This window comes from Actinomadura macra NBRC 14102 (assembly GCF_001552215.1).
Lineage (GTDB): Bacteria > Actinomycetota > Actinomycetes > Streptosporangiales > Streptosporangiaceae > Spirillospora > Spirillospora macra.
Genome location: NZ_BCQT01000009.1, coordinates 310705 through 331081, shown reverse-complemented (window position 1 = coordinate 331081; position 20377 = coordinate 310705). Strand labels below are relative to the sequence as shown.

General features: G+C 69.4%; 16 protein-coding genes. 8 read left to right on the top strand and 8 right to left on the bottom strand.

Annotated elements, in window-relative coordinates:
• Positions 1–15: 15 nt before the first annotated feature.
• Complete coding sequence (locus AMA02S_RS15345; protein WP_067458226.1) at positions 16–3075, bottom strand: NACHT domain-containing protein; 3060 nt, start codon at positions 3073–3075, stop codon at positions 16–18.
• 112 nt (positions 3076–3187) lie between these two features.
• Positions 3188–3475, bottom strand: coding sequence for a hypothetical protein (locus tag AMA02S_RS15340; protein WP_157430593.1), 288 nt, complete (start codon positions 3473–3475; stop codon positions 3188–3190).
• Positions 3476–3672: 197 nt separating this feature from the next.
• Between AMA02S_RS15340 and AMA02S_RS15335 the strand changes: the two genes are divergently transcribed.
• Together AMA02S_RS15335 and AMA02S_RS15330 are read left to right on the top strand one after the other, a co-directional pair.
• Positions 3673–4071 carry a helix-turn-helix domain-containing protein gene (locus AMA02S_RS15335; RefSeq protein WP_067458220.1) on the top strand — a complete coding sequence of 133 codons (399 nt, stop codon included), beginning with the start codon at positions 3673–3675 and terminating at the stop codon, positions 4069–4071.
• Positions 4072–4198: 127 nt separating this feature from the next.
• Positions 4199–4495, top strand: a complete 297-nt coding sequence (locus tag AMA02S_RS15330; RefSeq protein WP_067458217.1) for a hypothetical protein — start codon at positions 4199–4201, stop codon at positions 4493–4495.
• An 81-nt stretch (positions 4496–4576) separates the two neighbouring features.
• Here the strand turns inward: AMA02S_RS15330 and AMA02S_RS15325 are convergent, their stop codons facing one another.
• Entirely contained in the window at positions 4577–5602 is a 1026-nt protein-coding gene (locus tag AMA02S_RS15325; protein WP_067458214.1) for a DUF1906 domain-containing protein, read from the bottom strand.
• A gap of 201 nt (positions 5603–5803) precedes the next feature.
• Here AMA02S_RS15325 and AMA02S_RS15320 point away from each other — a divergent pair, with 201 nt between their 5' ends.
• Together AMA02S_RS15320 and AMA02S_RS15315 are read left to right on the top strand one after the other, a co-directional pair.
• The gene (locus tag AMA02S_RS15320; protein ID WP_067458211.1) at positions 5804–7177 is read left to right on the top strand and encodes a COG1361 family protein; all 1374 of its coding nucleotides are present in this window, start codon (positions 5804–5806) and stop codon (positions 7175–7177) included.
• Between the two features lie 51 nt (positions 7178–7228).
• The gene (locus AMA02S_RS15315; RefSeq protein ID WP_067458208.1) at positions 7229–8155 is read left to right on the top strand and encodes an LLM class F420-dependent oxidoreductase; all 927 of its coding nucleotides are present in this window, start codon (positions 7229–7231) and stop codon (positions 8153–8155) included.
• A gap of 182 nt (positions 8156–8337) precedes the next feature.
• Here AMA02S_RS15315 and AMA02S_RS15310 read toward each other — a convergent pair whose 3' ends face one another.
• The gene (locus AMA02S_RS15310) at positions 8338–10089 is read right to left on the bottom strand and encodes a DHA2 family efflux MFS transporter permease subunit (RefSeq protein ID WP_067458205.1); all 1752 of its coding nucleotides are present in this window, start codon (positions 10087–10089) and stop codon (positions 8338–8340) included.
• Positions 10090–10259: 170 nt separating this feature from the next.
• Between AMA02S_RS15310 and AMA02S_RS15305 the strand changes: the two genes are divergently transcribed.
• Positions 10260–10979, top strand: a complete 720-nt coding sequence (locus tag AMA02S_RS15305) for a TetR/AcrR family transcriptional regulator (RefSeq protein ID WP_245667556.1) — start codon at positions 10260–10262, stop codon at positions 10977–10979.
• Between the two features lie 12 nt (positions 10980–10991).
• On the opposite strand, the gene AMA02S_RS15300 is transcribed toward AMA02S_RS15305, so the two are convergent.
• Positions 10992–11858, bottom strand: coding sequence for a TIGR02452 family protein (locus tag AMA02S_RS15300; RefSeq protein ID WP_067458202.1), 867 nt, complete (start codon positions 11856–11858; stop codon positions 10992–10994).
• A gap of 468 nt (positions 11859–12326) precedes the next feature.
• Between AMA02S_RS15300 and AMA02S_RS15295 the strand changes: the two genes are divergently transcribed.
• The 3 genes from AMA02S_RS15295 to AMA02S_RS15285 all read left to right on the top strand — a co-directional run bounded on the left by AMA02S_RS15295 (position 12327) and on the right by AMA02S_RS15285 (position 17173).
• Positions 12327–13019 carry a DUF3152 domain-containing protein gene (locus AMA02S_RS15295; protein ID WP_218004975.1) on the top strand — a complete coding sequence of 231 codons (693 nt, stop codon included), beginning with the start codon at positions 12327–12329 and terminating at the stop codon, positions 13017–13019.
• An 81-nt stretch (positions 13020–13100) separates the two neighbouring features.
• The gene (locus tag AMA02S_RS15290; protein WP_067458199.1) at positions 13101–14600 is read left to right on the top strand and encodes a 3' terminal RNA ribose 2'-O-methyltransferase Hen1; all 1500 of its coding nucleotides are present in this window, start codon (positions 13101–13103) and stop codon (positions 14598–14600) included.
• Complete coding sequence (locus tag AMA02S_RS15285; protein ID WP_067458197.1) at positions 14597–17173, top strand: polynucleotide kinase-phosphatase; 2577 nt, start codon at positions 14597–14599, stop codon at positions 17171–17173. Before AMA02S_RS15290 ends, AMA02S_RS15285 begins: the two co-directional genes overlap by 4 nt.
• A 104-nt stretch (positions 17174–17277) precedes the next feature.
• Here AMA02S_RS15285 and AMA02S_RS15280 read toward each other — a convergent pair whose 3' ends face one another.
• From AMA02S_RS15280 to AMA02S_RS15270, 3 genes are all read right to left on the bottom strand, one after another.
• Complete coding sequence (locus AMA02S_RS15280) at positions 17278–17541, bottom strand: TFIIB-type zinc ribbon-containing protein (RefSeq protein ID WP_084265175.1); 264 nt, start codon at positions 17539–17541, stop codon at positions 17278–17280.
• 67 nt (positions 17542–17608) lie between these two features.
• Positions 17609–18574, bottom strand: a complete 966-nt coding sequence (locus tag AMA02S_RS15275) for a phosphotransferase family protein (RefSeq protein ID WP_245667554.1) — start codon at positions 18572–18574, stop codon at positions 17609–17611.
• Positions 18575–18610: 36 nt separating this feature from the next.
• A complete protein-coding gene (locus AMA02S_RS15270; protein ID WP_067458190.1) occupies positions 18611–20326 on the bottom strand; it encodes an AMP-binding protein in 1716 nt (571 codons plus the stop codon).
• Positions 20327–20377: the final 51 nt, after the last annotated feature.

The following is a 20377-nucleotide window of genomic DNA, read 5'->3' as shown; positions in this document are numbered from 1 at the left end:
GGACGGTCCGGGCGGTCAGGTGTCGCCAGAATCGAGGAAGCCGAGGTCCAGGTCATGGAACGCCTGCCGTGCCCAGGGATGCGCCGCGGGCCTGGCCTTGATGGATTCGCGGAGTTCGTCGAGGACGTCCGCCCGCCATTCCCGGGGCAGCCGGAAGGCATCCGCCGCCAGTGGCCGAAGTATCGCCTCGACGGCATCGAGAAGATACTCGAAATCAAGGCATTCCTCATAGGCCGCGGCAAGTTCGACGCTGGTCGCATCACCTTTCCCGGACACGCTCCATAGTCGGACCAGAGCATGCGTGAACGAGATGACCCGGTCCGGACCGGTTCTCGTGAGTTCGGTGGTGAAATTATCCGCCTCCGGGATATCCGATGATCGCAGCGGCTCCAATGCGTGGCTCATGATGTCCTCGATTTCATCGCAGCTGAAGGTCGTGGAGAGTTTGATCTCCGCCATATCTGCGACCGACCACGCGGTCTGGTCCGATGGTAGATGGAAAGTCCAGGGCAAGGAGATCGGTTTCGGATCCCAGGGCGAGCGCGGGACGGTGAGCCGAATGTCTCGACTGTTTCCCTCTGTCGTGATGCGTTCGAGGCGGATGGTGTTGATCATTCCTGACCAGCCGGACCGCTGGAGTTGAGACTGCATCAGCCGTGCGCACCGCCACCACGGGCCGACCGGATAGGGTTCGCCGGGGAAGAGTTCGCCGCCGGTCACCGAGCCTCTGACGATCGTCGTGAGCACGAGGATGTTCGCCAGGTAGACCGCGTGATGCGCGGGGACGGTCTGCTGAACGGGTGCGTAGGCGCTCTGGTCACGGCGAGGCTCAAGAGCGGTGTGGAAGCTGCTCAGAAGAAAATCGCCCATGACCGCACGCTCCCCGGCGGGGAGAGCGGACAGGAATTGCTGAAGAAAATCGACGATCGGCTCACGGTCGGTCAGGGGCGCGTAGGAGATCAGCGCGCGAAGGAACGTGTCGTCCACCATCTGGTGGCGGGAGCGGGCGGCGGCGACACGGGCGAGTGCCGTCAATTCTTGTGCCGTCAGCCTGGCCACGAGGAATTCGCCGAATGTGGCGTGCAGGAACTCGTAGGTGCTCAGCCGTGTTTCGTGCGTCAGTGCCTGTGACTGGTGGATGAAGAAGAAACGTCCAATGACTGTCTGCCCCGGCGTGAGGGGAGTACGGAAACCGATGCCGACCTGGCCGGGACGCTCCGGAAAGAGGGCCGCGAGGTCACCGGTCAGTTCCTGTTCCGTCGTCCACTGGCGGCCCCGGTTGAACATGGCGAACGCGGCGATGGAGAGGCGGAGCAGTTCCGCCTCGACGGACTCGGTGAACGCGTGCGGGTCCAGCCCCGGTTGGGTCTTCCCGATCTCGCGTTCGGCGAAGCGGGTGAGGAGCCGTTCGTAGAGTCCGGCCAGGTCGAGTGATTCACCGTCGTTCCCGAGCGCGTTCGCGTCCGCATCGTAGAGCGCGAGCATCAGCAGCAGAAGCGGCTGCCGTGCGAGGTCGCCATGCGACAGGGCGGCGGCCACCGAAAGAGGATGGATGCCGCGGTCGGTGAAGTGCTGGGAATTGGTGGTGTTCCAGATGTCGAGCCAGTGGCCGATCTGCTCGTCCGAGAACGGTTCGAGCCGGATCGCGGTGACGCCGCCGATCGGGATGCGAGCGCGGTCGGCGACGGCGGTGCGGCTCGTGACGATGACCGCCACGGGCCGCCCCTGGTCGGACTCGCGCTCCTGGAACCGCACGACCTGCTGGAGATAGTCCGACTGGCTGACGCCCGTCGCCTGGAGCAGTTCGTCGAAGCCGTCGAGGATCACGACGGGAAACGCGTCACCGGAGCTGCGGGCCAGCTCCGTCCAGACCATGGCCTCGCCCGTGGCGTCGCGCACGGCGTGCTCGATCTGGCCCTGGAGGTCGGCGTCGGCGGGGGTCTCGCGCAGGACGACCCGGACGACCATGAAGTCGGCGGCGGGCAGCCGCGCCGCGAGGACCTGGGTGAGCACGGACTTGCCCGAACCCGGCTGGCCGAGCAGCAGAAGGGGCTCCCACGCCGCTTCCGGAGCCGTGAGATGGCCGATCAACAGCTCCTGAAGATCGTCCCGGACGGGTGCCGCCTGCCACCAGTCCTCGCGGCTGAGCGCGTCGGACGGGCCGGCGAGCCTTATGCGGCAGTGCGGATTGACATAGGCGTCTTCGAGCGTGGGGATGGCCAACCCGCCGGGGATGTCGCCGGACTCCGAGACCGGCCGTCCCAGCCGGGCCTGGTAGCGGCGTGCCAGCGCGGCGCGGCGATCGTCCGGCACCCGGCCTGCGGCGATCTGGTCCAGGATCTGCCGGAGCCCGGCGAGGCTCGTCCGGAGGTGATGGATCTCCTGCCGGGCGGCCTGGTGGTCCGCGCGGTCCGTCCAGAACGCGACCTCGGGGAAGTCCGTGGCGAGCCGTCGGAAATGCTCCTCGAAACGGCGGGTGGCGGCCGAGGGGACCTCATACCTCAGGAGGTCGAACAGCCGGGTCCGGTCGGCCGCGTCGAGCCGGTCCCAGACGACCAGGCCCATGATGAAGCGCAGCAGATCCTCGCTCAGGCTCGCGTGGAAGACCAGGAGATCGCTCAGCACCTGCTGGTACGGCGTCGCCGGGGTGACCAGCGGGATCTCCGCGTTGGTCAGGCCGTCGACGAGCAGCGGGAAGACCGACGGGTCGCCACCGGCGAGGGCCATCTGGTCGGCCTTGCCGAGGCGCAGTTCCGCCGTGTCGAACGGCAGGCCGACTTCCGAGACCACCTCGAAGAAGGCCGTCACGGCGAGAACACGCTGGGCCGCGGCGAGGCGTTCGGTCCGGTCGGCGCGGCCGAGACCGTTCTTCTTTTCGACGAGCCTGCCGACCAGGGCGTGGCCGTGCCGGAACAGCTCGCCCTTGGCGTCGAAGAGGCTGAGGGCGAGGGCACTGCCGCCGCTGGAAGCGGCCAGCAGGATGCCCCCGGTGAGCCGATCGAGCGCGGTGACGATCGCGCTGTCGGTGCCGCCGAGCAGCTTGACGGCGTCGGCGTAGCTGAGTCCACGTGCCACGGGCGCTCCAGGGGGACGAGGAACGGTCTCATGTCCCATCGTTCCAAGGTGGACGCCGTGCGTTCACCTGATCCCCTGGTGCGCCTTGACCGGTTTCGGTAGATCGGAGCCGTCAGCGGCTCAGCATGGTCGTGAGGAGGGCCACGGCGACGGACGCGATGGCGGCGATGAGTGACAGCAGCGCCAGCGTATGGCGAAAGCGGTTGTCGAGGTGGGCCCGGGTGACCTGCTCGCGTTCGGCGGCGCTCAGCCGGTCTTCGAGCTCGTTGAGCTGGCGAGCTTGATCGCGCGCCTGTAGTTCGTTCAGTTCGTTGCGCTGGAAGAGCAGCGCGAGCTGGCCTTCCAGATTGGCCAGCTGTACATCGGTGTCACGGCGGAGTTCTGACAGCGCCAACTCCATGGTGATCGGACCCTCCTCAGTCACAGCGTGAACGCCCCTTTCCTTTCGGGGACCGTGCTGGACGACCGCCCAGAGCTTTGACCCCTTCTATCAGGTACTTACCGGTAATATTTCTAGATCAAACCAGTAAGTCATGGAAAGTTTACTAGAAAAAATGTCCGTTTTCAGGTCGCTGGATGTTTCTTACTGTTTCCGTCATGCTGGGCAGCATGGCTGGAGAGCTGGACCGGGAGCGGGTCGCCAAGTACGTGGTCGCCCGGCGTGGATCTCTCGGTCTGACCCAGGAGCAGCTGGCGGAACGCGCCGGGGTCACGGTCAAGACGATCTACAACCTGGAGGCGGGGGACCGCTGGCCGCAGGCGCGGACCCGTAGCTCGATAGAGAACGCCCTCCAATGGCGACCGGGTGATCTTTTGCGTGTCGGAGAGGGGATGGAGCCGCTCGGCCTCGAGCTCAAGGGCGGGCCGGACGAGGCGCTGCGCGAACTGTCGGAGCTCAACGCCTACTTCGCCGACCTGAGGGCCAATCCGGGAGAAAAGCGGCGTATGGCGCTAGCGTTCCTGCGTGCGCTCTACGGGGAGCCGGGTGGCCGGTGAGTTTTTCTGCGATCTGAAGACTTTCCGGTACTGACCGGTTGTTGCGGGAGCTGACAGCCGGGCAGACTTGTTGTGCCGGGATGAGGTCAAACACGCCCCGGCTCCTGTGCGAAGGAGAGTCGGCGATATGCGCGGAAGCGCCACCTGCGTCCGGGGGGCGGTGTGTGCTCTCGCGGCCTGCGCCGTGTCGGCCGGAGCGGGGTTCGCCGTGATGGCGGTCCACGACGGCCGGGCGGAGTTGCTCGTCCTCGTCAACGGCGGTCTGATCATCGTGGTCGTCGCCCTCTCGGTGGTGGGTTTCCGGCTGTTCCGCGACCTCCGCGAGCAGCAGCGGCGGATCTTGCGTCATATCGAGGTCCAGACCAACGTCCTGCACAACGCCGCCCGCGCCGCCGCCGCGGAGCATGGCGACGACCTGTACTGACGCACGCGATACCCAGCACCACAAGCAGCCACCGAAGCGAACACCCGGCCGTGAGGTGGGGCGTTCCGTGAGGATCTCGGATCACCGCCAGAAGAAGACCTTGGCGCTGCCGCCGGTGAGGGTGGCGGCGGCTGGGCCGTGCTGGACGAGCTGGAAGCGGACGCGATGGTCCTTGCGGACGGTGTCGGCGGCCAGCCCGTACAGGACGTTCATCTCATCGCCGACCGCGACGAAGTCCTGGATCGGGCCGGGCTCGTACTTGTCGGTGTCCGCGATCTCCACCTCCACGACCCGCGCCTGGATGAGCGTGCCCGCGGGGACACCGCCGACCTTCACCGCCGCGCTCAGCGAGTAGCGGGCCGAACCGGTCAGCACGCTGGGGCCGCCCGTGTCGCTGTGCTGGTGCTCGGTGTCGGAGTAGTCGATATGCCAGCTGACACTCGTCCACGTGCCGGGGGGAAGCTGCTGGGCGGTTTCGGTGCCGACGGACACGTAGTCGGGCATGTCGTCTCCCTCGGGCGAGACGCCGACACGCCACTGCCCGTAGTCGCTCTTCAGGGCGCGGTCGTAGTCGGTGCTCACACCATTGATGTCATGGTCGTTGGAATACTGCTGGAGCTGGGCACGGGAGTCCCAGTCGCCGCCGGACCAGGCGTACGTCTGCCAGCCGTAGGTGATCTTGCCGGCGTCGAACGCGCGCTTGATCGGTCCGTGGCCGGCGTACAGGCCGACCCGTTCCCGTCCGATGACGGACGCGGCGCCGTCCAGGTAGGCGTTGATGGCGCGCTGCTGCTCGGACGTGGCGTCGAAGTCGACCGCGAAGTAGATGGGACGGTCGTCCGGCATGCCCAGCGACTCGGCCTGGCCGGCGGCGGCGCGGGCGTCGTCCTCTCCGGCTTCCCGTCCGTCCAGGGCGCGGGACGCGGTGGACTCCCAGACGACCACGAGCCACAGGCCGGCCGCGGAGAGTTCGTTCGCTTCGTCCCGGGTCAGGTTCTTGCCGGTGGTGTCGTGCGAGAGGTAACGGCACACGAACTTCGCGCCGGCGCGTTTCAGCGCGGCCACGCCCGGACGCCCCCACGCGTAGTCGACGCCGAAGACTGCCATCTCAACTCCATGCTCTGAATTCAGGTCATCGCCGATTCAAGCGGCTGTTGCCTTACGGTTGCATGAAATCTCGAATATTGACGTGCCCACGGGCGCTGTTATCACTGTCGGTGACGACACGCCGACGTTACGCTAGCGCGAGAGCCGGCCGGTCGCTACAACGGACCTGATCAATGAATCCGCAGGTCACGGGGGTCCACAATGTTCCGGAACGCGAGGGAGCGCATCAGCGCACGAGGTCTCGTGCTGCTGGCGGCGGCTCCGCTGCTGGGCGTCGTCCCGATGCAGGACGCGAATGGCGGGACCCCAGCAGAGGGGCCGGCCCCCGTCGCGCACAAGCGTCCGCACAAGGGCGGCGAGGTGACGCCCGGGAAGCCCAAGCCTCCAGGTGGACCGGCGCCACAGGTCAAGCCGAAGACGCAGACCAAGCCGAAGTCCCAGACCAAGCCCAAAGCACAGGCCAAGCCCAAAGCACAAGCCAAGCCCAAAGCGCACGTCAAGCCGGGCGCACACGCCAAGCCCGCGAATCCCAAGGCGCACCCGAAGGGCAAGGGCGACACCGTTCTGCTCAGCATGAGCGGGCCGGGTACGCAGGTCATCCCCGGCGGAACCTACAACTGGCCGTTCGCCGTGACCACCAAGGGGAAGGCAAGGGGAGAGGCCAAGGCCCACCGCGCGGTGTTCCGCGTGACGCTTCCGCGGACGCTGAAGTTCGTGTCGGGACAGCCGAACTGTTCGGCGGTCGAGCGCAAGGTGGTCTGCCGGCTGGGCGTCGTCAAGCCGGGCCAGACCGTTCCAGGGGTGCTCACCGCGAAGGTCTCCAAGGGCGTCGACGCCGGACGGACGATCCGTAGTCGTGGGAAGGCGAAGTGGGGCAAGGCGCGCACCAAGCGGATGTTCCCGCCGGTACGCGTCGCCAAGACCGCCGACCTCGCGATGTCCAAGAAGGCCCCGGTCACCGCACGGGCGGGTGCGGCCATCCCGTACGAGACGAAAGTCCGGAACCTCGGGCCGTCCACGGCCGAGAACGTCGTCGTCCAGTCGGAGGGCGCGGCCAACCTCGTCGGGCGCGACAGGGCGTGCGTCTCGAACGGCACCGGCTACACGTGCGCGATCGGTTCCCTGCGGCCAGGCCAGGAGCGGACGCTCCGCACCACGGTCATGCCGGACGCGAACGCCAGGGCCGGCACCGTCGTGGAGTCCCCATCCCAGGCCACGACGTCGACGATCGACGTCAACGCCGCCAACAACAGGGCCGTGGCCCGCACGACGATCACCGGTGCGGACTCCACCGCCGCCACCAAGCCGGAGCAGGAGCAACTGCCCCGCGCCGCGGAGACGATGGTGCCGGCCAAGAGGAAGCACATCGCCGCCCGTCCTGTCGCCTATGTCGACGGCGCTCCCCTCGGCGCCCCGGCGGACGAGGCGGCGCGTCCGTCGAAGGCAATGGCGGGGTTCTCGCTGACCGGGACCCGTACCGGGGTCGTCCTGGAGATCGCCGTGGTCATGGTCGGGACGGGCTTCGTCCTGACCCGGCTCGGCCGCCGGCGCCGCAACCAGCGCGCCGGGGACTGACGGCGACGGCCCGGTTCACGTCCCGCGCCAGGTTCGTACGAGGATGGGCCCATGCGACTTCGGATCTTCACAGAACCCCAGATGGGCGCGACCTACGAGACGCAACTGGCGGTCGCCAAGGCCACTGAGGACCTGGGTTTCGATGCCTTCATCCGTTCCGACCACTACCTCACGATGGCGGGCGGCGCCGGCGATCCGGGGCCGACCGACTCCTGGGTCACCCTGGGCGCGCTGGCGCGTGAGACGAGCCGGATCCGGCTTGGGACGCTGGTGACGGCCGCGACGTTCCGGCTCGCCGGGCCGCTGGCCATCTCGGTGGCGCAGGTCGACCAGATGAGCGGCGGGCGCGTCGACTTCGGGCTCGGGACGGGCTGGTTCGAGCAGGAGCACACCGCGTACGGGATCCCGTTCGGGAGCTTGGGCGAGCGGTTCGACCGGCTTGAGGAGCAACTGCGGATCGTCACGGGTCTGTGGCGTACGCCGGAGGGCGAGACGTTCTCGTTCGCGGGCGAGCACTACACCCTGGCCGACTCGCCCGCGTTGCCCAAGCCCGCCCGGGCGGGCGGCCCACCCGTGATCATCGGTGGGGTCGGAGCGAAGCGGACACCGAAGCTCGCGGCCCTGTACGCCGACGAGTACAACGTGCCGTTCCGGTCGTTGGACGAGACCGCCGGCGCGTACGACAGGGTCCGCGCCGCCTGCCTGGAGCGGGGGCGGACGAAGCCGCTCGTCCGCTCGGTCGCCCAGACGGTGTGCTGCGGCCGGGACGAGGCCGAGGTGCGGCGGCGCGCCGACGCCATCGGACAGGACGTCGCGGACCTGCGCGCCGGCGGCCTCGCCGGGACGCCCGCCGAGATCGTCGAGAAGATCGGCAGGTTCGGCGAGCTGGGCGCCGAGTGCGTCTACCTCCAGGTTCTCGACATGCACGACCTGGAGCACATCGAGCTTCTGGCGTCGGAGGTCCTCGCCAAACTCTGACCCGCCCGAGCTCTGTTCCGGCACGAGCTCCGGCTGTACGGCAATGGGCCCGCGGTGGGGACGCGCGTTCCGTCATCCCGGAACGCTCGCCCTCGCCGCGGGCCGTTTCCCTTCCCGAGGTTGCCGGGCCAGGGACCTCCGGAGGCGCTCCGGTGATCGCTGAGCCGGGAGCCGTCGGGGGCCTATGCGGTGGCGGGCATCTTCTTGACCGTGCCCTCTTCCTCAGGGGCACCGCCCGCTTCGGGACGGGCGTGCCTCGGCAGCAGGAACGTCGCCATGAAGGTGAGGCCGAGAAGACCGATCTCGACCCACAGGGTGAACTTCATGGCGTCGCTGAAACCGGTCTTGGCGGACCGCTCACCGGCCTTTCCGACCGCCTGCCCGATCACCGCCGCGGACGGGGGCACCGCGGTGGTGGCCGCCTTGACCTCACCCTCCAGCCGCGCGCAGGAGCCGGGCACGGCGGCGGCGTCCTCGGCGGTGGCGCGGTCATGTCCGCAGGCGCGCAGGCCGGCGACGATGCGGTCCTGCCGGTCGGCCGGGACGGACGCGGCGGCGAGGTCGCGGCGCAGCTCGCCCGCGCCGTCGTCGGCGGCGCTCGTCACATGCCCGCCGAGCAGCCCGAAGAAGATCGTTCCGAGGACGGCGGCGCCGAGTGCGCTGCCGAGCTGCTGGACCGCGGTGAGCGTGCCGCCCGCCGAACCGGTCTCCTCGGGCTCGACGCCCGCCAGCACGATGTCGAAGAACGGCGCCATCAGCAGGCCCATGCCGGCACCGGTCACGATCAGGGCGGGGATGAGCTGCCACGGCGTGACGTCGATGCCCGCGCCCTGGAGGGTGGCGTAGAACGCGGCGATGCCCGCGGCCATGATGGCGGTGCCCGCGTGGATGACCTTGCGGCCGAAACGTTGCTGCACGCCCTGCGCGGCGACGAACCCGAGGATGATGCCGACCGACCACGGGATCTGCGCCAGCCCGGCCTTGAGCGCGGAGTACCCGAGGCCCATCTGGAAGAACAGGGCCAGCACCAGGGCGATGCCCGCCATGCCCGAGAAGAACACCAGGCCGACGACCAGGCCGCCGGTGAAGCCGCGCTTGCGGAACAGGCTCGGGACGATCAGCGGGTCGCCGCCCGCGCGCTGCTTGCGCATCTCGTACCAGGTGAACAGGGCCCAGACGGCGAGCGACGCGACCATCATGCCGAACGTCCAGAGAGGCCAGCCGAGCTCGCGGCCCTGCACGAGCGGGTAGATCAGCAGCCCGGCGCCGAGGGAGGCCAGCACGGCGCCGACGAGGTCGAGCCGGGAGGCGTGCTCGGAGCGTCCCGAGGGCAGGAACCTCAGCCCGGCGAGCACGGCGGCGACGCCGAGCGGCAGGTTGATCAGGAAGATCATCCGCCAGCCGGTGCCGAAGAGGTCGGCGTCGATCAGCCAGCCGGCCAGCACCGGGCCGCCGACCGACGACAGGCCCATGACCGGTCCGAACAGGCCGAACGCGGCACCCATCTCCTTCGGCGTGAACATCTGCTTGATCATCCCGATGCTCTGCGGAAGCATCAGCGCGCCGAACAGGCCCTGGAGGAGGCGGGCGCCGACCAGCATGCCGGGAGAGACGGCGACGCCGCACAGCAGCGAGCCGAGCGTGAAGCCCGCCGCACCGACCAGGAACATCTGCTTGCGACCGTAGAGGTCGCCGAGGCGCCCGCCGGTGATGAGCCCGACCGCCATGGCCAGGGTGTAGCCGGCGGCCAGCCACTGGAGGGTGCTCGTCGAGCCGCCCAGTTCGCCGCGGATCGTGGGCGCCGCGACGTTGGTGATCAGCCCGTCGAGCATGTCCATGACCTCGCCGGCGAGAATCACGAACAAGGCGGCCCAGCGCCAGCGGTAGCCCGCCCCGACCTCCGCTCTCGGCTTGGACTCCGCCATCTCGGTCATCGATGCCTCCGGGGGAACACTGTTCGTAATCGACGAACATCGTTCTACGTGGAGAACGCCGTTCGTGTCAAGTACGATGTTCGCGATCGCCTGCTCTTCTCTCGCCACCAGAGACGATATATCGCGTTTCGTGATAGTCAAGATGTAACGCGACTTCTTGGAGGATCATCGTGGGCACCGACATGCCGACGCCCCCCGGGCGTAAGCCGCGCAAGACCGCGCCCGCGCGACAGCCGCTCACTCAGGACCTGATCGTCGCGACGGCGCTCCGCGTCTTGGACGCCGAGGGGCTGGAGGCCGTGAGCATGCGCCGGGTCGCCCAGGAGCTCGGCACCGGTCCCGCCTCCCTGTACGCCCACGTCTCGGGCAAGGAGGAGCTCCGCGAGCTGATGCTGGACCAGGTCGCCGCCGAGGTCCGGCTGCCCGCGGTCGACCCGTCCCGCTGGCAGGAGCAGCTGAAGGAGCTGGCGCGCGAGATCCGCCGCGTCTACACCTCGCACCGCGACATCGCCAAGGTGTCCATGGGGCTGATTCCCACCGGACCCAGCCTGCTGGCCATCGCCGAGGCGCAGCTCGCTCTCATGCTGGAGGGCGGCGTCCCTCCGAAGATCGCAGGCCTCGCCGTCGACACCCTCGGTATGTACATCGACGCCGACGCGATCGAGGACACGATCTACATGACGAAGACACCCGATGGGGAAGACCCGTGGGAGGCCTTCCAAGTCCACTTCCAGCAGATCCGCGACTATTTCAAGGCACTGCCGGTGGACCGCTACCCCCACATCACCAGCATGGTCGACGAGCTGACCAGCGGGACGGGGGACGACCGCTTCGAGTTCGGCCTCGACATCCTGATCCGCGGCATCGCGTCCTACGTTCCCGGCGCCTGAGTGCGCGTGCCGTCAGGCGAAGGTGCGCTGGAAGGCCGTCAGGCGGGGCGCACCCTCGGCGGTGTCCCAGACCGCGAAGACGACGTGCTCGAAGTGGTTCGCGAACTCGCCGTCCGGGCCCAGCGGCGCGGCGAACGCCTCGGCGACCTCGTGCGGGTCGTTGCGGAAGACGCCGCAGCCCCAGGCGCCGAGGACCAACCGCCGGTGACCGTTCGCGCGCGCCACTGCCAGAACCTTACGCACGCGCAGGGCCAGCACCTCTGGAATCCGCTCGGCCTTGGCCGGTTCCCGGATCGCGCCGCGATTGGGTGCGGCGGAGGTCAGGAACGCGGTCTCGTACGGCTCCTCCAGCAGCCGCCCGCTGTCGTCCCGGAACACCGGTACATCCGGTGAGTAGATCATGTGGTCGCTGTAGAGCAGATCACGCTGGGCACGGTGGAAGTCGTAGAACTCACCGACCTTGCACAGCGACGAGAACAGGCCGGAGGAGCGGGCCAGGCCCTCTTCCTGGGCATGTGCGCCGTTGAGGAATCCGCCACCCGGGTTCTTTGCCGACGCGAAGTTGAGTGCGAGTGGTACCTCGCCGGGCGTGCACAGGCGGTGCGCTGCGGCGAGGGTGGTTTCGTCGGTGACCTCGATAAGCGTTTCCCTGGGCGTCTCTGTAGGCGCCTCTGCGCCTGTCACGGCGTCGGGCGTTGCTGGGGGCAAGCGTGTGAGGAGTGCGTCCAACTCGTCCGGACGGTACAGGACGGTGCCGTCCACGGCGCGCGCGAGGCGGTCGGCAACGGAGACGGTGCGTCCGGAGGGGGACGGGTAGGCGCCGCGCCCGAGGATGTCCACGGTCTCCCGCGCGATCATCCGGCGAGGTTGTGTGCTCATGTCCCTCCGGATTGTGCAGGTGACGGCGCCGGGCCCGCAATCGGTTTTCGCGGTCGGGCCGCCACCCTGCGTGCTCGCTCTGCGTGCCGTCCAAGTTATGGGGATTTGCCTGAAACCTGGGCAAAGTCGGGAAATGATCACTTTGGCCAGTCTTTCTGGCATGCTGTGCTCGCGATGCAGCCTCCAAGATCACGTACAGGTCGCCGCCGGGCCACGTCCCATCGCAAGGGCTCCCGGCCATCGCCCCCATCGCCGCTCGCGCCCCCGCCTTCACCGGGTTCGCCCTCACCGGCTCCGCCGCCTTCGCCGCCACCTCCCTCCGGGCGGCGGCCGGGGACGATCGCAGGGATCAGCGACGATCTGGACCGCGAGTTCGAAGGAGCACGGCGGACGCGGCTGCGCGGCATCGTCCTGGGGATCGCATCACTCACCCTGGTCATAGCCCTGGGCATCGGCTGCGCACTGGCATTGCAGTTCGCGTCCGGTTCCAAGCGCGCCCCGTCCGCGCCCAAGGGCGACTCGGACGCCAACCACAACAGGACCGAGTCCGAGCCGTCCGACCCGCCCCTCGTCACGCCGAAGAACCCGCCTTACATTCCCGCCCAGGGGACCGGGAAGTTCATCCGGCCGGCGTCGGTCGGACGCGTGTACGGGCACGGCAAGCTGATGCGCTACATGGTCGAAGTAGAGGGCGGCCTCCGGCAGAATCCCACGACCTTCGCCCGCAGCGTCGACAGGATATTCGCGGACCCGCGCGGTTGGACGGCGGGCGGGAGATGGTCGTTCCGGCGCGTCGACTCCGGCCCGTTCGACTTCGTGGTCCGGCTCGCCTCGCCGGGCACGGTCGACAAGATCTGCGCCGCGTACGGGATGGAGACCGAGGGCAAGGTCAACTGCAGCGCGGGCAAGCAGGTGGTGGTGAACCTGAAGCGCTGGCTCCTGCTCACGACGTACTACCGCGGCCAGCCCGATCACTACCACGCGCTGACGATCAACCACGAGGTCGGCCACCGCCTCGGCTTCGGGCACATGACGTGCCCCGGGCGCGGTCGTCCCGCGCCGGTCATGCAGCAGCAGATCTTCGGGCTGAAGGGCTGTGTCATCAATGGCTGGCCCTACGATCGCCGTCGCCGGTTCCTGACCGGTCCGTCCGTCCCCTGACCGCCTCGTCCACGCCGCGGCCGGCCCCTTGCGCACCGAAAATGAATAGGGGTGAATGGCCCGGTCCGCCAGACTTGTCGCGTGCTTCTGACGATCACGACGACCCTGAACCAGGCGACGGACCTGGGCTTCCTCCTGCACAAGCATCCCGACCGGGTGCATCTGTTCGAGCAGTCCTTCGGCACGGCGCACGTCTTCTACCCCGACGCGGACGAGCATCGCTGCACGGCGGCCCTGCTCCTGGACGTCGACCCGGTCAAGCTCGTGCGGACCCGTGGCAGGGGCACGCCCGACTTCTCCCTGGGCCAGTACGTGAACGACCGCCCGTACGCGGCGTCCTCCCTGCTGGCGTCCGCCATGGCGAACGTCTTCCGGACGGCCATGCGCGGCCGGTGCAACGCCCGCCCCGAATTGGCGGAGACACCGCTCCCGCTCCAGATCGCACTGCCCGCACTGCCGTGCAGGGGCGGACCAGGCCAGGCCGAGCGCTTCTTCGGCCCGCTCGGCTGGCACGTCGACGCCGTCCCCGTCCCGCTGGACGCGGAGTTCGCCGAGTGGGGCGACTCCCGGTACGTGACGCTCACGCTCACCGGGGAACTGCGGCTATCCGATGCTCTCAACCAGCTGTACGTGCTGCTGCCCGTCTTGGACGACGCCAAGCACTACTGGCTCGCCCCAGACGAGGTGGACAAGCTCATCAGGGCGGGGGAGGGCTGGCTGGCCGCGCACCCTGACAGGGGCGCCATCACCCGCCGCTACCTGGCGAACCGGCGCAGCCTCGTCCGCACCGCGCTTGGACGCCTGGCGGACTCCGACGGCGCACCCGAGGACGCCCTCGATCCGACCGAGATCGAGGAAGAGCCCTCCGCATCCGAGCCGGATGAACAGGGAGAGCCGGATGAACAGGGAGAGCCGGGGCAGCGGGGAGAGCCGGGGGCGCCCCAAGACTCCGGCAAGGCCGAAGCCAAGACGACGGTCGTGTCGCTGGCCGAGCGGCGTATCCAGTCGGTCATGCATGCGCTTCACGACGAGGACGCCCGTCGCGTCATCGACCTTGGCTGCGGCTCAGGGAAGCTGCTCGCACGGCTCGTCCGGGACGACTTCTTCAGCGAGATCTCGGGAACGGACGTCTCGTACCGCGCACTGGGTCACGCGTGGCGTCGCCTTCGGTGGGACCAGCGTCCGCGCCGCGAGAACGACCGCGTCCAGGATGTCTTCCAGGGCGCGCTGACCTACGCGGACGAACGGTTCCGCGGATACGAGGCAGCCGTCCTGATGGAGGTGGTCGAGCACATCGACCCGCCCAGGCTCGGCGCCATGGAACGCGTCGTGTTCGGCCACGCGGCGCCACGGGTGGTGGTGGTGACGACGCCGAACGCCGAGCACAACGTCCGCTACGAGGGCCTCGCCCCCGGGGCGATGCGCCACCCCGACCACCGTTTCGAATGGACCCGCGCCGAGTTCCATGACTGGGCCGGCCGTGTCGCCGCCGAGCACGGCTACCGCGTCCGCTACGTGCCCGTCGGGGACGACGACCCCGAGGTCGGCGCCCCGACGCAGATGGGGGTGTTCACCCGATGACCGACCTGGAAGGCCGCGACGGCCGTGAGATCAAGGTCCCGGAGATGGGGCTCGTCGTGCTGGTCGGCGTGTCCGGCGCGGGCAAGTCGTACTTCGCGCGCAAGCACTTCGCGCCCACCCAGGTGATCTCGTCCGACTTCTGCCGCGGGATCGTGTCGGACGACGAGAACGACCAGTCCGCCACCGGGGACGCGTTCGACCTGCTGCACTACATCGTGGGCAAGCGGCTGCGGCGCGGACTGCTCACCGTCGTCGACGCGACCAACGTGCAGAGCAAGGCGCGCCAGTCACTGCTGGGGCTCGCCAAGGAGCACGACGTCCTCTCAGTGGCGATCGTCCTGGACGTCCCCGAGCACGTCGCGGTCGAGCGGAACGCGGGCCGCCCGGACCGGGATCTGCCCGCCCACGTCATCCCGCGCCAGCGCCGCGAGCTGCGGCGTGGCCTGCGGACGCTCAACCGGGAGTTCCGCCGGTCCTACGTCCTTGCGGGCGACGAGATCGACGCGGTCACGGTCGTCCGCGAGAAGGCGTGGAACGACAGGCGCGAGCTGACCGGGCCGTTCGACATCATCGGCGACGTCCACGGCTGCCGCGCGGAGCTGGAGGAACTCCTCACCCGCCTCGGCTACGAGATCGAGCGGGACGGCTCCGGACGCGCCGTGAACGCGAACCACCCCGGCGGACGGACGGTCGTGTTCGTCGGCGACCTGGTCGACCGCGGACCGGACTCGCCCGGTGTGCTCCGGCTCGCGATGGGCATGGTCGGCGCCGGCAACGCGCTGTGCGTCTCGGGCAACCACGAGGCGAAGCTCGTCCGCGCGCTGCGGGGGCGCAAGGTGCGCCTCGCGCACGGCATCGCCGAGTCGCTGGAGCAACTCGCCGCCGAGCCGGAGGACTTCCGCGATGACGCACTGCGCTTCATGGACGGGCTCATCGGCCACTACGTCCTGGATGAGGGCCGTCTTGTCGTGGCCCACGCCGGGCTGAAGGAGGACTACCACGGCCGTGCGTCCGGCCGTGTCCGGTCCTTCGCGCTCTATGGCGACACCACGGGAGAGACCGACGAGTACGGGCTGCCCGTCCGCTACCCCTGGGCACGCGACTACAGGGGCAAGGCCATGGTCGTGTACGGGCACACGCCCGTCCCCGAACCGGAATGGATCAACAACACCATTTGCCTGGACACCGGCGCCGTCTTCGGCGGCAAGCTCACCGCCCTGCGCTATCCCGAACGTGAGCTGACCTCCGTCGCAGCCCAGCAGGTCTGGTACGAGCCAGTGCGTCCCCTGGACGCCCCGGACACGTCCGTCGCGGGTGGGCGCAGGGAGAGCGACGTCCTCAAAATCGAGGACGTCCTCGGCAACCAGGGGGTCGAGACCCGCCTCATGGGACGCGTCACCGTGCGGGAGGAGAACGCCCTGGCGGCACTGGAGGTGATGAGCCGGTTCGCCATGGATCCGCGTTGGCTCGTCTACCTGCCGCCCACCATGGCCCCGGCCGAGACCTCGTCCCTGCCGGGATACCTCGAACATCCGGCCGAGGCACTCGCCGCCTACAGCAACCGGGGTGTCGTCCAGGCGGTGTGCGAGGAGAAGCACATGGGCTCGCGCGCCGTGGTGGTCGTCTGCCGGGACGACTCGGTCGCCAGCGCGCGCTTCGGCGTCGACGACGGGACGTCCGGCGCGGTCTTCACCCGTACGGGGCGCGCCTTCTTCCGCGACCCGTTCCGGACCAGTGCGGTGCTCGACCGTGTCCGCGCCGCGATCGGCGCCGCCGGGCTCTGGGACGAGCTGGACACCGGCTGGCTCGTCCTCGACTGCGAACTGCTGCCGTGGTCGGCGAAGGCCATGGACCTCATCCGCACGCAGTACGCGGCGACCGGCGCAGCAGCCCGCACGGCCTTGCCGATGGCGTCCGACGTCCTCGCGCGCGCGGACGCCCGCGGGCTCGACGTCAGCGGCCTGCGCGGGCACGTGGATCGGCGCGCGTCCAACGCGGCGCGCTTCCGCGACGCCTACGCGCGCTACTGCTGGCCGACGGACGGGCTGACCGGTCTGCGGCTCGCGCCGTTCCAGATCCTCGCCGGCCACAACCGCACCTGGGCCACCGTCCGCGACCATGACTGGCACATGGACATGGCCGCTCGTCTCGCCGCGGCCGACACCACCGGCCTCATCCAGCGGACGGATTCGGTGACCGTCGACCTGGGGTCACCCGAGTCGGAGGCGGCCGTGACCGAATGGTGGGAGAAGCACACCGGGGCGGGCGGCGAGGGCATGGTCGTCAAGCCGCTCGGCCCGCCTCCCGAGGACACGAAGGTCCAGCCGGGCGTCAAGTGCCGCGGCCGGGAGTATCTACGGATCATCTACGGCCCGGACTACACCGAGCCGGAGAACCTCGACCGCCTGCGCGGCCGGTCGCTCGGCCGCAAGCGTTCCCTGGCGATGCGCGAGCACGCCCTCGGGCTGGAGGCCCTCGACCGGCTCGCCACGGGCGAGCCGCTGTGGCGCGTCCACCAGGCCGTCTTCGCGGTGCTGGCGCTGGAGTCCGAGCCCGTGGACCCACGCCTCTGACGCGCCGTCAACCGCTCCCCGGGGCCGCCGCTTTCACACGGCCCCGGGGAGCGGTCATGCGGCCCGCCGCGCCGGGGCGGGCCGCCACGTGACATCGTGACCGGTCAGGTCGAGAACAGCATGTTGAAGACGCTGCCGTGGCGAGGGCGGTGGTGCCCGCCGTGGTGATGGTGGTGCACCGCCCCCGGCTGCGCCCCCCACCCGGGTGCGGCGGCCGGAGGAGCGGCCCGGTACTGGGCCTCCATCTGGCTCAGGGCCTCAAGCTCGCCGTAGTCGAGGAAGATCCCCCGGCAGCTGTCACATTGCTCGATGTGGACGCCGCTGCGGGTGTAGGTCCGCATTACGCCACGACACTTAGGGCAGTGCATCGCTTTGTCGTCCTTCCGATCTGGATCCCCAGGTAGAGGCTAAATGTAGGGCAGGTTAGCCGCCACGTCATGCGGGGTCCCCTGCTGTGGAGATTCTCGCGCACGCGTCTACCATCGCCTGCTCCGAACCGTCGAGTGATCGATTCTCGTTCCCCGCGGATATGACGCACGTGGCGGCGATCTGGATCGCCAGACTTCGCGCGGGCAGGTCCAGAGCCGCCCACGGGTCCCCGGTGGCGGGCACCGCCGGCCCCCGCGCCGCCCTGTAGGCGTCCAGGAACCGCCCCCATTCCTCGGGAGGCAGGACCCCGGCGGAGTAGAGCGCCGCCGGTCTGGCGAGGTCCCACGCGGGGACGCCCCGGCCGAGATCCTCGATGTCGATCAGACGCCACTGCCGGTCCGTGCCGCGCACCATCTGACCGAGATGCCAGTCCCCGTGGATCAGGCACTCAGCCCGCCCGGACGGCTCACCGGCCGCCCCCTGGACCCAAGCCGGGAGCGTGGCGAACGCACGGCGCACCACGTCCTCGGCGGGGCCGTTCCCCAGGCGTGACACCAGGCGACCCACTCGCGTAGGACGGCCCCAGGACGGTGCGTCCGGCGGCACAGGCACAGAGTGGAGAGCCGCCAGAAGCCGCGCCCCGTCCTCCCAGGGGAGTTCCTCTTCCGGGTTCACGGGTTCGCCGTAGGGCGAGATCGTGACGGTCCGTCCGTCCACGTCGATCGGCGGGGCCAGCGGACCCACCACGATGTGCTGCAACGTCTCGGCCAAACGGGTCCGTTCGAGAAAGGGAACGCCGTACTCGCGGTCAGGCTGATGTGCCTTCACGGCCACGTCCCCGACCCGTACCACCAGCACGCCGTGCCGGTCATACAACGTCTCCGGCTCCGTGGCCTGCGACGGGGACGTGATCATGTGCGGGGCCGCATCCGGCGACCGACGCGCGGCGTGCCGGCCGGTGATGCGGGCCGGGTCGCGGCCGATCTCGACGAGCCGGGCGAAAAGGCCTGACTGGGCGGTCTCGGTATGCACCCGCCCAGTCAACCACCTGGACGGGGTTATGGACGGTCACCCACGCCTTGCGGCCGGTCCCCCGTCCTCGTCCCGGAGCCGCTGGCGGACGACCTTCCCCATCGTGTTCCTCGGCAGATCCGTCTGCGGGCGGAACTCACTGGGGACCTTGTAGTGCGACAGGTAGCGCTCGCAATGGCGGCGCAACTCGTCCGCCGAAAAGGGGTAGGCGGGATGCTCCACCACATGGGCCACGACGCGCTCACCACGCCGTTCGTCGGGGACGCCGACCACCGCGCATTCGTGGACGGCCGGATGCCGGCGCAGCACCTTCTCGACCTCCGAAGGGGACACGCTGAACCCGCTCACCTTGATCATGTCCCGGTGGCGGTCCACGATCGTGACGAAGCCCTGCTCGTCCATCACCGCGATATCGCCCGTGCGGAGCCAGCCCTTGGACAAGGTCTGCGCCGTGGCCAGTGGTGCGTTCCAGTACCCGACGAACACCTGAGGGCCGCGCACGACCAGTTCACCCGTCTCGCCCGGCGCCAGCACGCGCGTGGGCTCCCCGATGTCCACGATGACCGCGTCCGTCATCGGGAGGGGCACTCCGACGGTCAGGTTGCGGGCACCGCCGCCCAGCGGGTTGCCGGTCACCCCCGGCGACGCCTCGGTGAGCCCGTAGCACTGGATCAGCTCGCGCGCGCCCGCCCGCTCCATCCGGTCGATGGTCGCCTGCCCGAGCGCCATGGCGCCGGAGATGAAGATCCGCAGCGAGCGCAGGTCCGACCGGCGGAAGCGCGGGCTGTCGATCACCTGGTCGTACAGCGTCGGCACGCCCGGGAAGATCGTGGGCCGGTGCCGCCGGATCGCCTTCAGCACGCGGTCGCGGTCAAAACGCGGCAGCAGCACCACCGCCCCGGCCGACATCGCCGGCGCGATCATGCAGCTCATCATGCCGAACGAATGGAACAACGGCAGGACCCCCAGCGTGACGTCCTGCCCCGGCCGGCCGCCGGGATCCCACGCCTTCTGCTGGCACGCGTTCGCGACGAGATTCCGGTGCGTCAGCATCGCGCCCTTGGGACGCCCCTTCGTCCCGCCCGTGTACTGGATCGCCGCCAGATCCCGCGCCGGCTCCACCGGAAGCTGCCGCACGTGCCGCCGCGCCGGCCGCTGCATGTCCCGGAACCGGACCACGCCCGGACCGTCCGGCACGTCCGCCGCGATGGCCGCACGCCTGCGCCGCATTCGCGCCAGCGGCAACCGCAGAGCCGCCTTCCGGACCACCGGGAGGAAGTCGATCAGGGACGTGACGATCACGTGTTCGAGCTCCACCTTGCCCCGGACCGCGCGCACGGTCGGGTAGGAGCGATCCAGCACGACCGCGGTCCGGGCACCGCAGTCCGCCAGCTGACGGAGCATCTCCTCCTCGGTGTACCGCGGATTGTGCTGCACGGCGATGGCGCCCCTGCGCAGCACACCGTAGAACGCGATGACCTGCTGCGGGCAGTTGGGCAGGATCAGCGCCACCCGGTCACCCGGCTGCACCCCCAGCCGGTGCAACCCGTCCGCGAACCGGTCCACGGCCTGGCGCAGTTCCCGGTAGCCGATCCGGCGCCCGAGGAACAGCAGCGCAGGCCGGCGCGGATACCGCTCGGCGGCGTCGTCGAGCAGCCGCGTGACGGGGACATCGGGGATGCTGATGTCGGTAGGAACCCCCGGCTGATACCACTGTCGCCATGGAAGTGATCTTTGTGACGAGGGCCACATAACCGTGGATTCAACCACTACTCGGGCCGCGGCGAAAGATCTTCAAACACG

Bases quoted from the DNA above. Each gene is read 5' to 3' on its own strand.
- AMA02S_RS15340 (WP_157430593.1), bottom strand. From the start codon at position 3,475: ATGGAGTTGGCGCTGTCAGAACTCCGCCGTGACACCGATGTACAGCTG.
- AMA02S_RS15335 (WP_067458220.1), top strand. From the start codon at position 3,673: ATGCTGGGCAGCATGGCTGGAGAGCTGGACCGGGAGCGGGTCGCCAAG.
- AMA02S_RS15330 (WP_067458217.1), top strand. From the start codon at position 4,199: ATGCGCGGAAGCGCCACCTGCGTCCGGGGGGCGGTGTGTGCTCTCGCG.
- AMA02S_RS15325 (WP_067458214.1), bottom strand. From the start codon at position 5,602: ATGGCAGTCTTCGGCGTCGACTACGCGTGGGGGCGTCCGGGCGTGGCC.
- AMA02S_RS15320 (WP_067458211.1), top strand. From the start codon at position 5,804: ATGTTCCGGAACGCGAGGGAGCGCATCAGCGCACGAGGTCTCGTGCTG.
- AMA02S_RS15315 (WP_067458208.1), top strand. From the start codon at position 7,229: ATGCGACTTCGGATCTTCACAGAACCCCAGATGGGCGCGACCTACGAG.
- AMA02S_RS15310 (WP_067458205.1), bottom strand. From the start codon at position 10,089: ATGACCGAGATGGCGGAGTCCAAGCCGAGAGCGGAGGTCGGGGCGGGC.
- AMA02S_RS15300 (WP_067458202.1), bottom strand. From the start codon at position 11,858: ATGAGCACACAACCTCGCCGGATGATCGCGCGGGAGACCGTGGACATC.
- AMA02S_RS15285 (WP_067458197.1), top strand. From the start codon at position 14,597: ATGACCGACCTGGAAGGCCGCGACGGCCGTGAGATCAAGGTCCCGGAG.
- AMA02S_RS15280 (WP_084265175.1), bottom strand. From the start codon at position 17,541: ATGCACTGCCCTAAGTGTCGTGGCGTAATGCGGACCTACACCCGCAGC.
- AMA02S_RS15270 (WP_067458190.1), bottom strand. From the start codon at position 20,326: ATGTGGCCCTCGTCACAAAGATCACTTCCATGGCGACAGTGGTATCAG.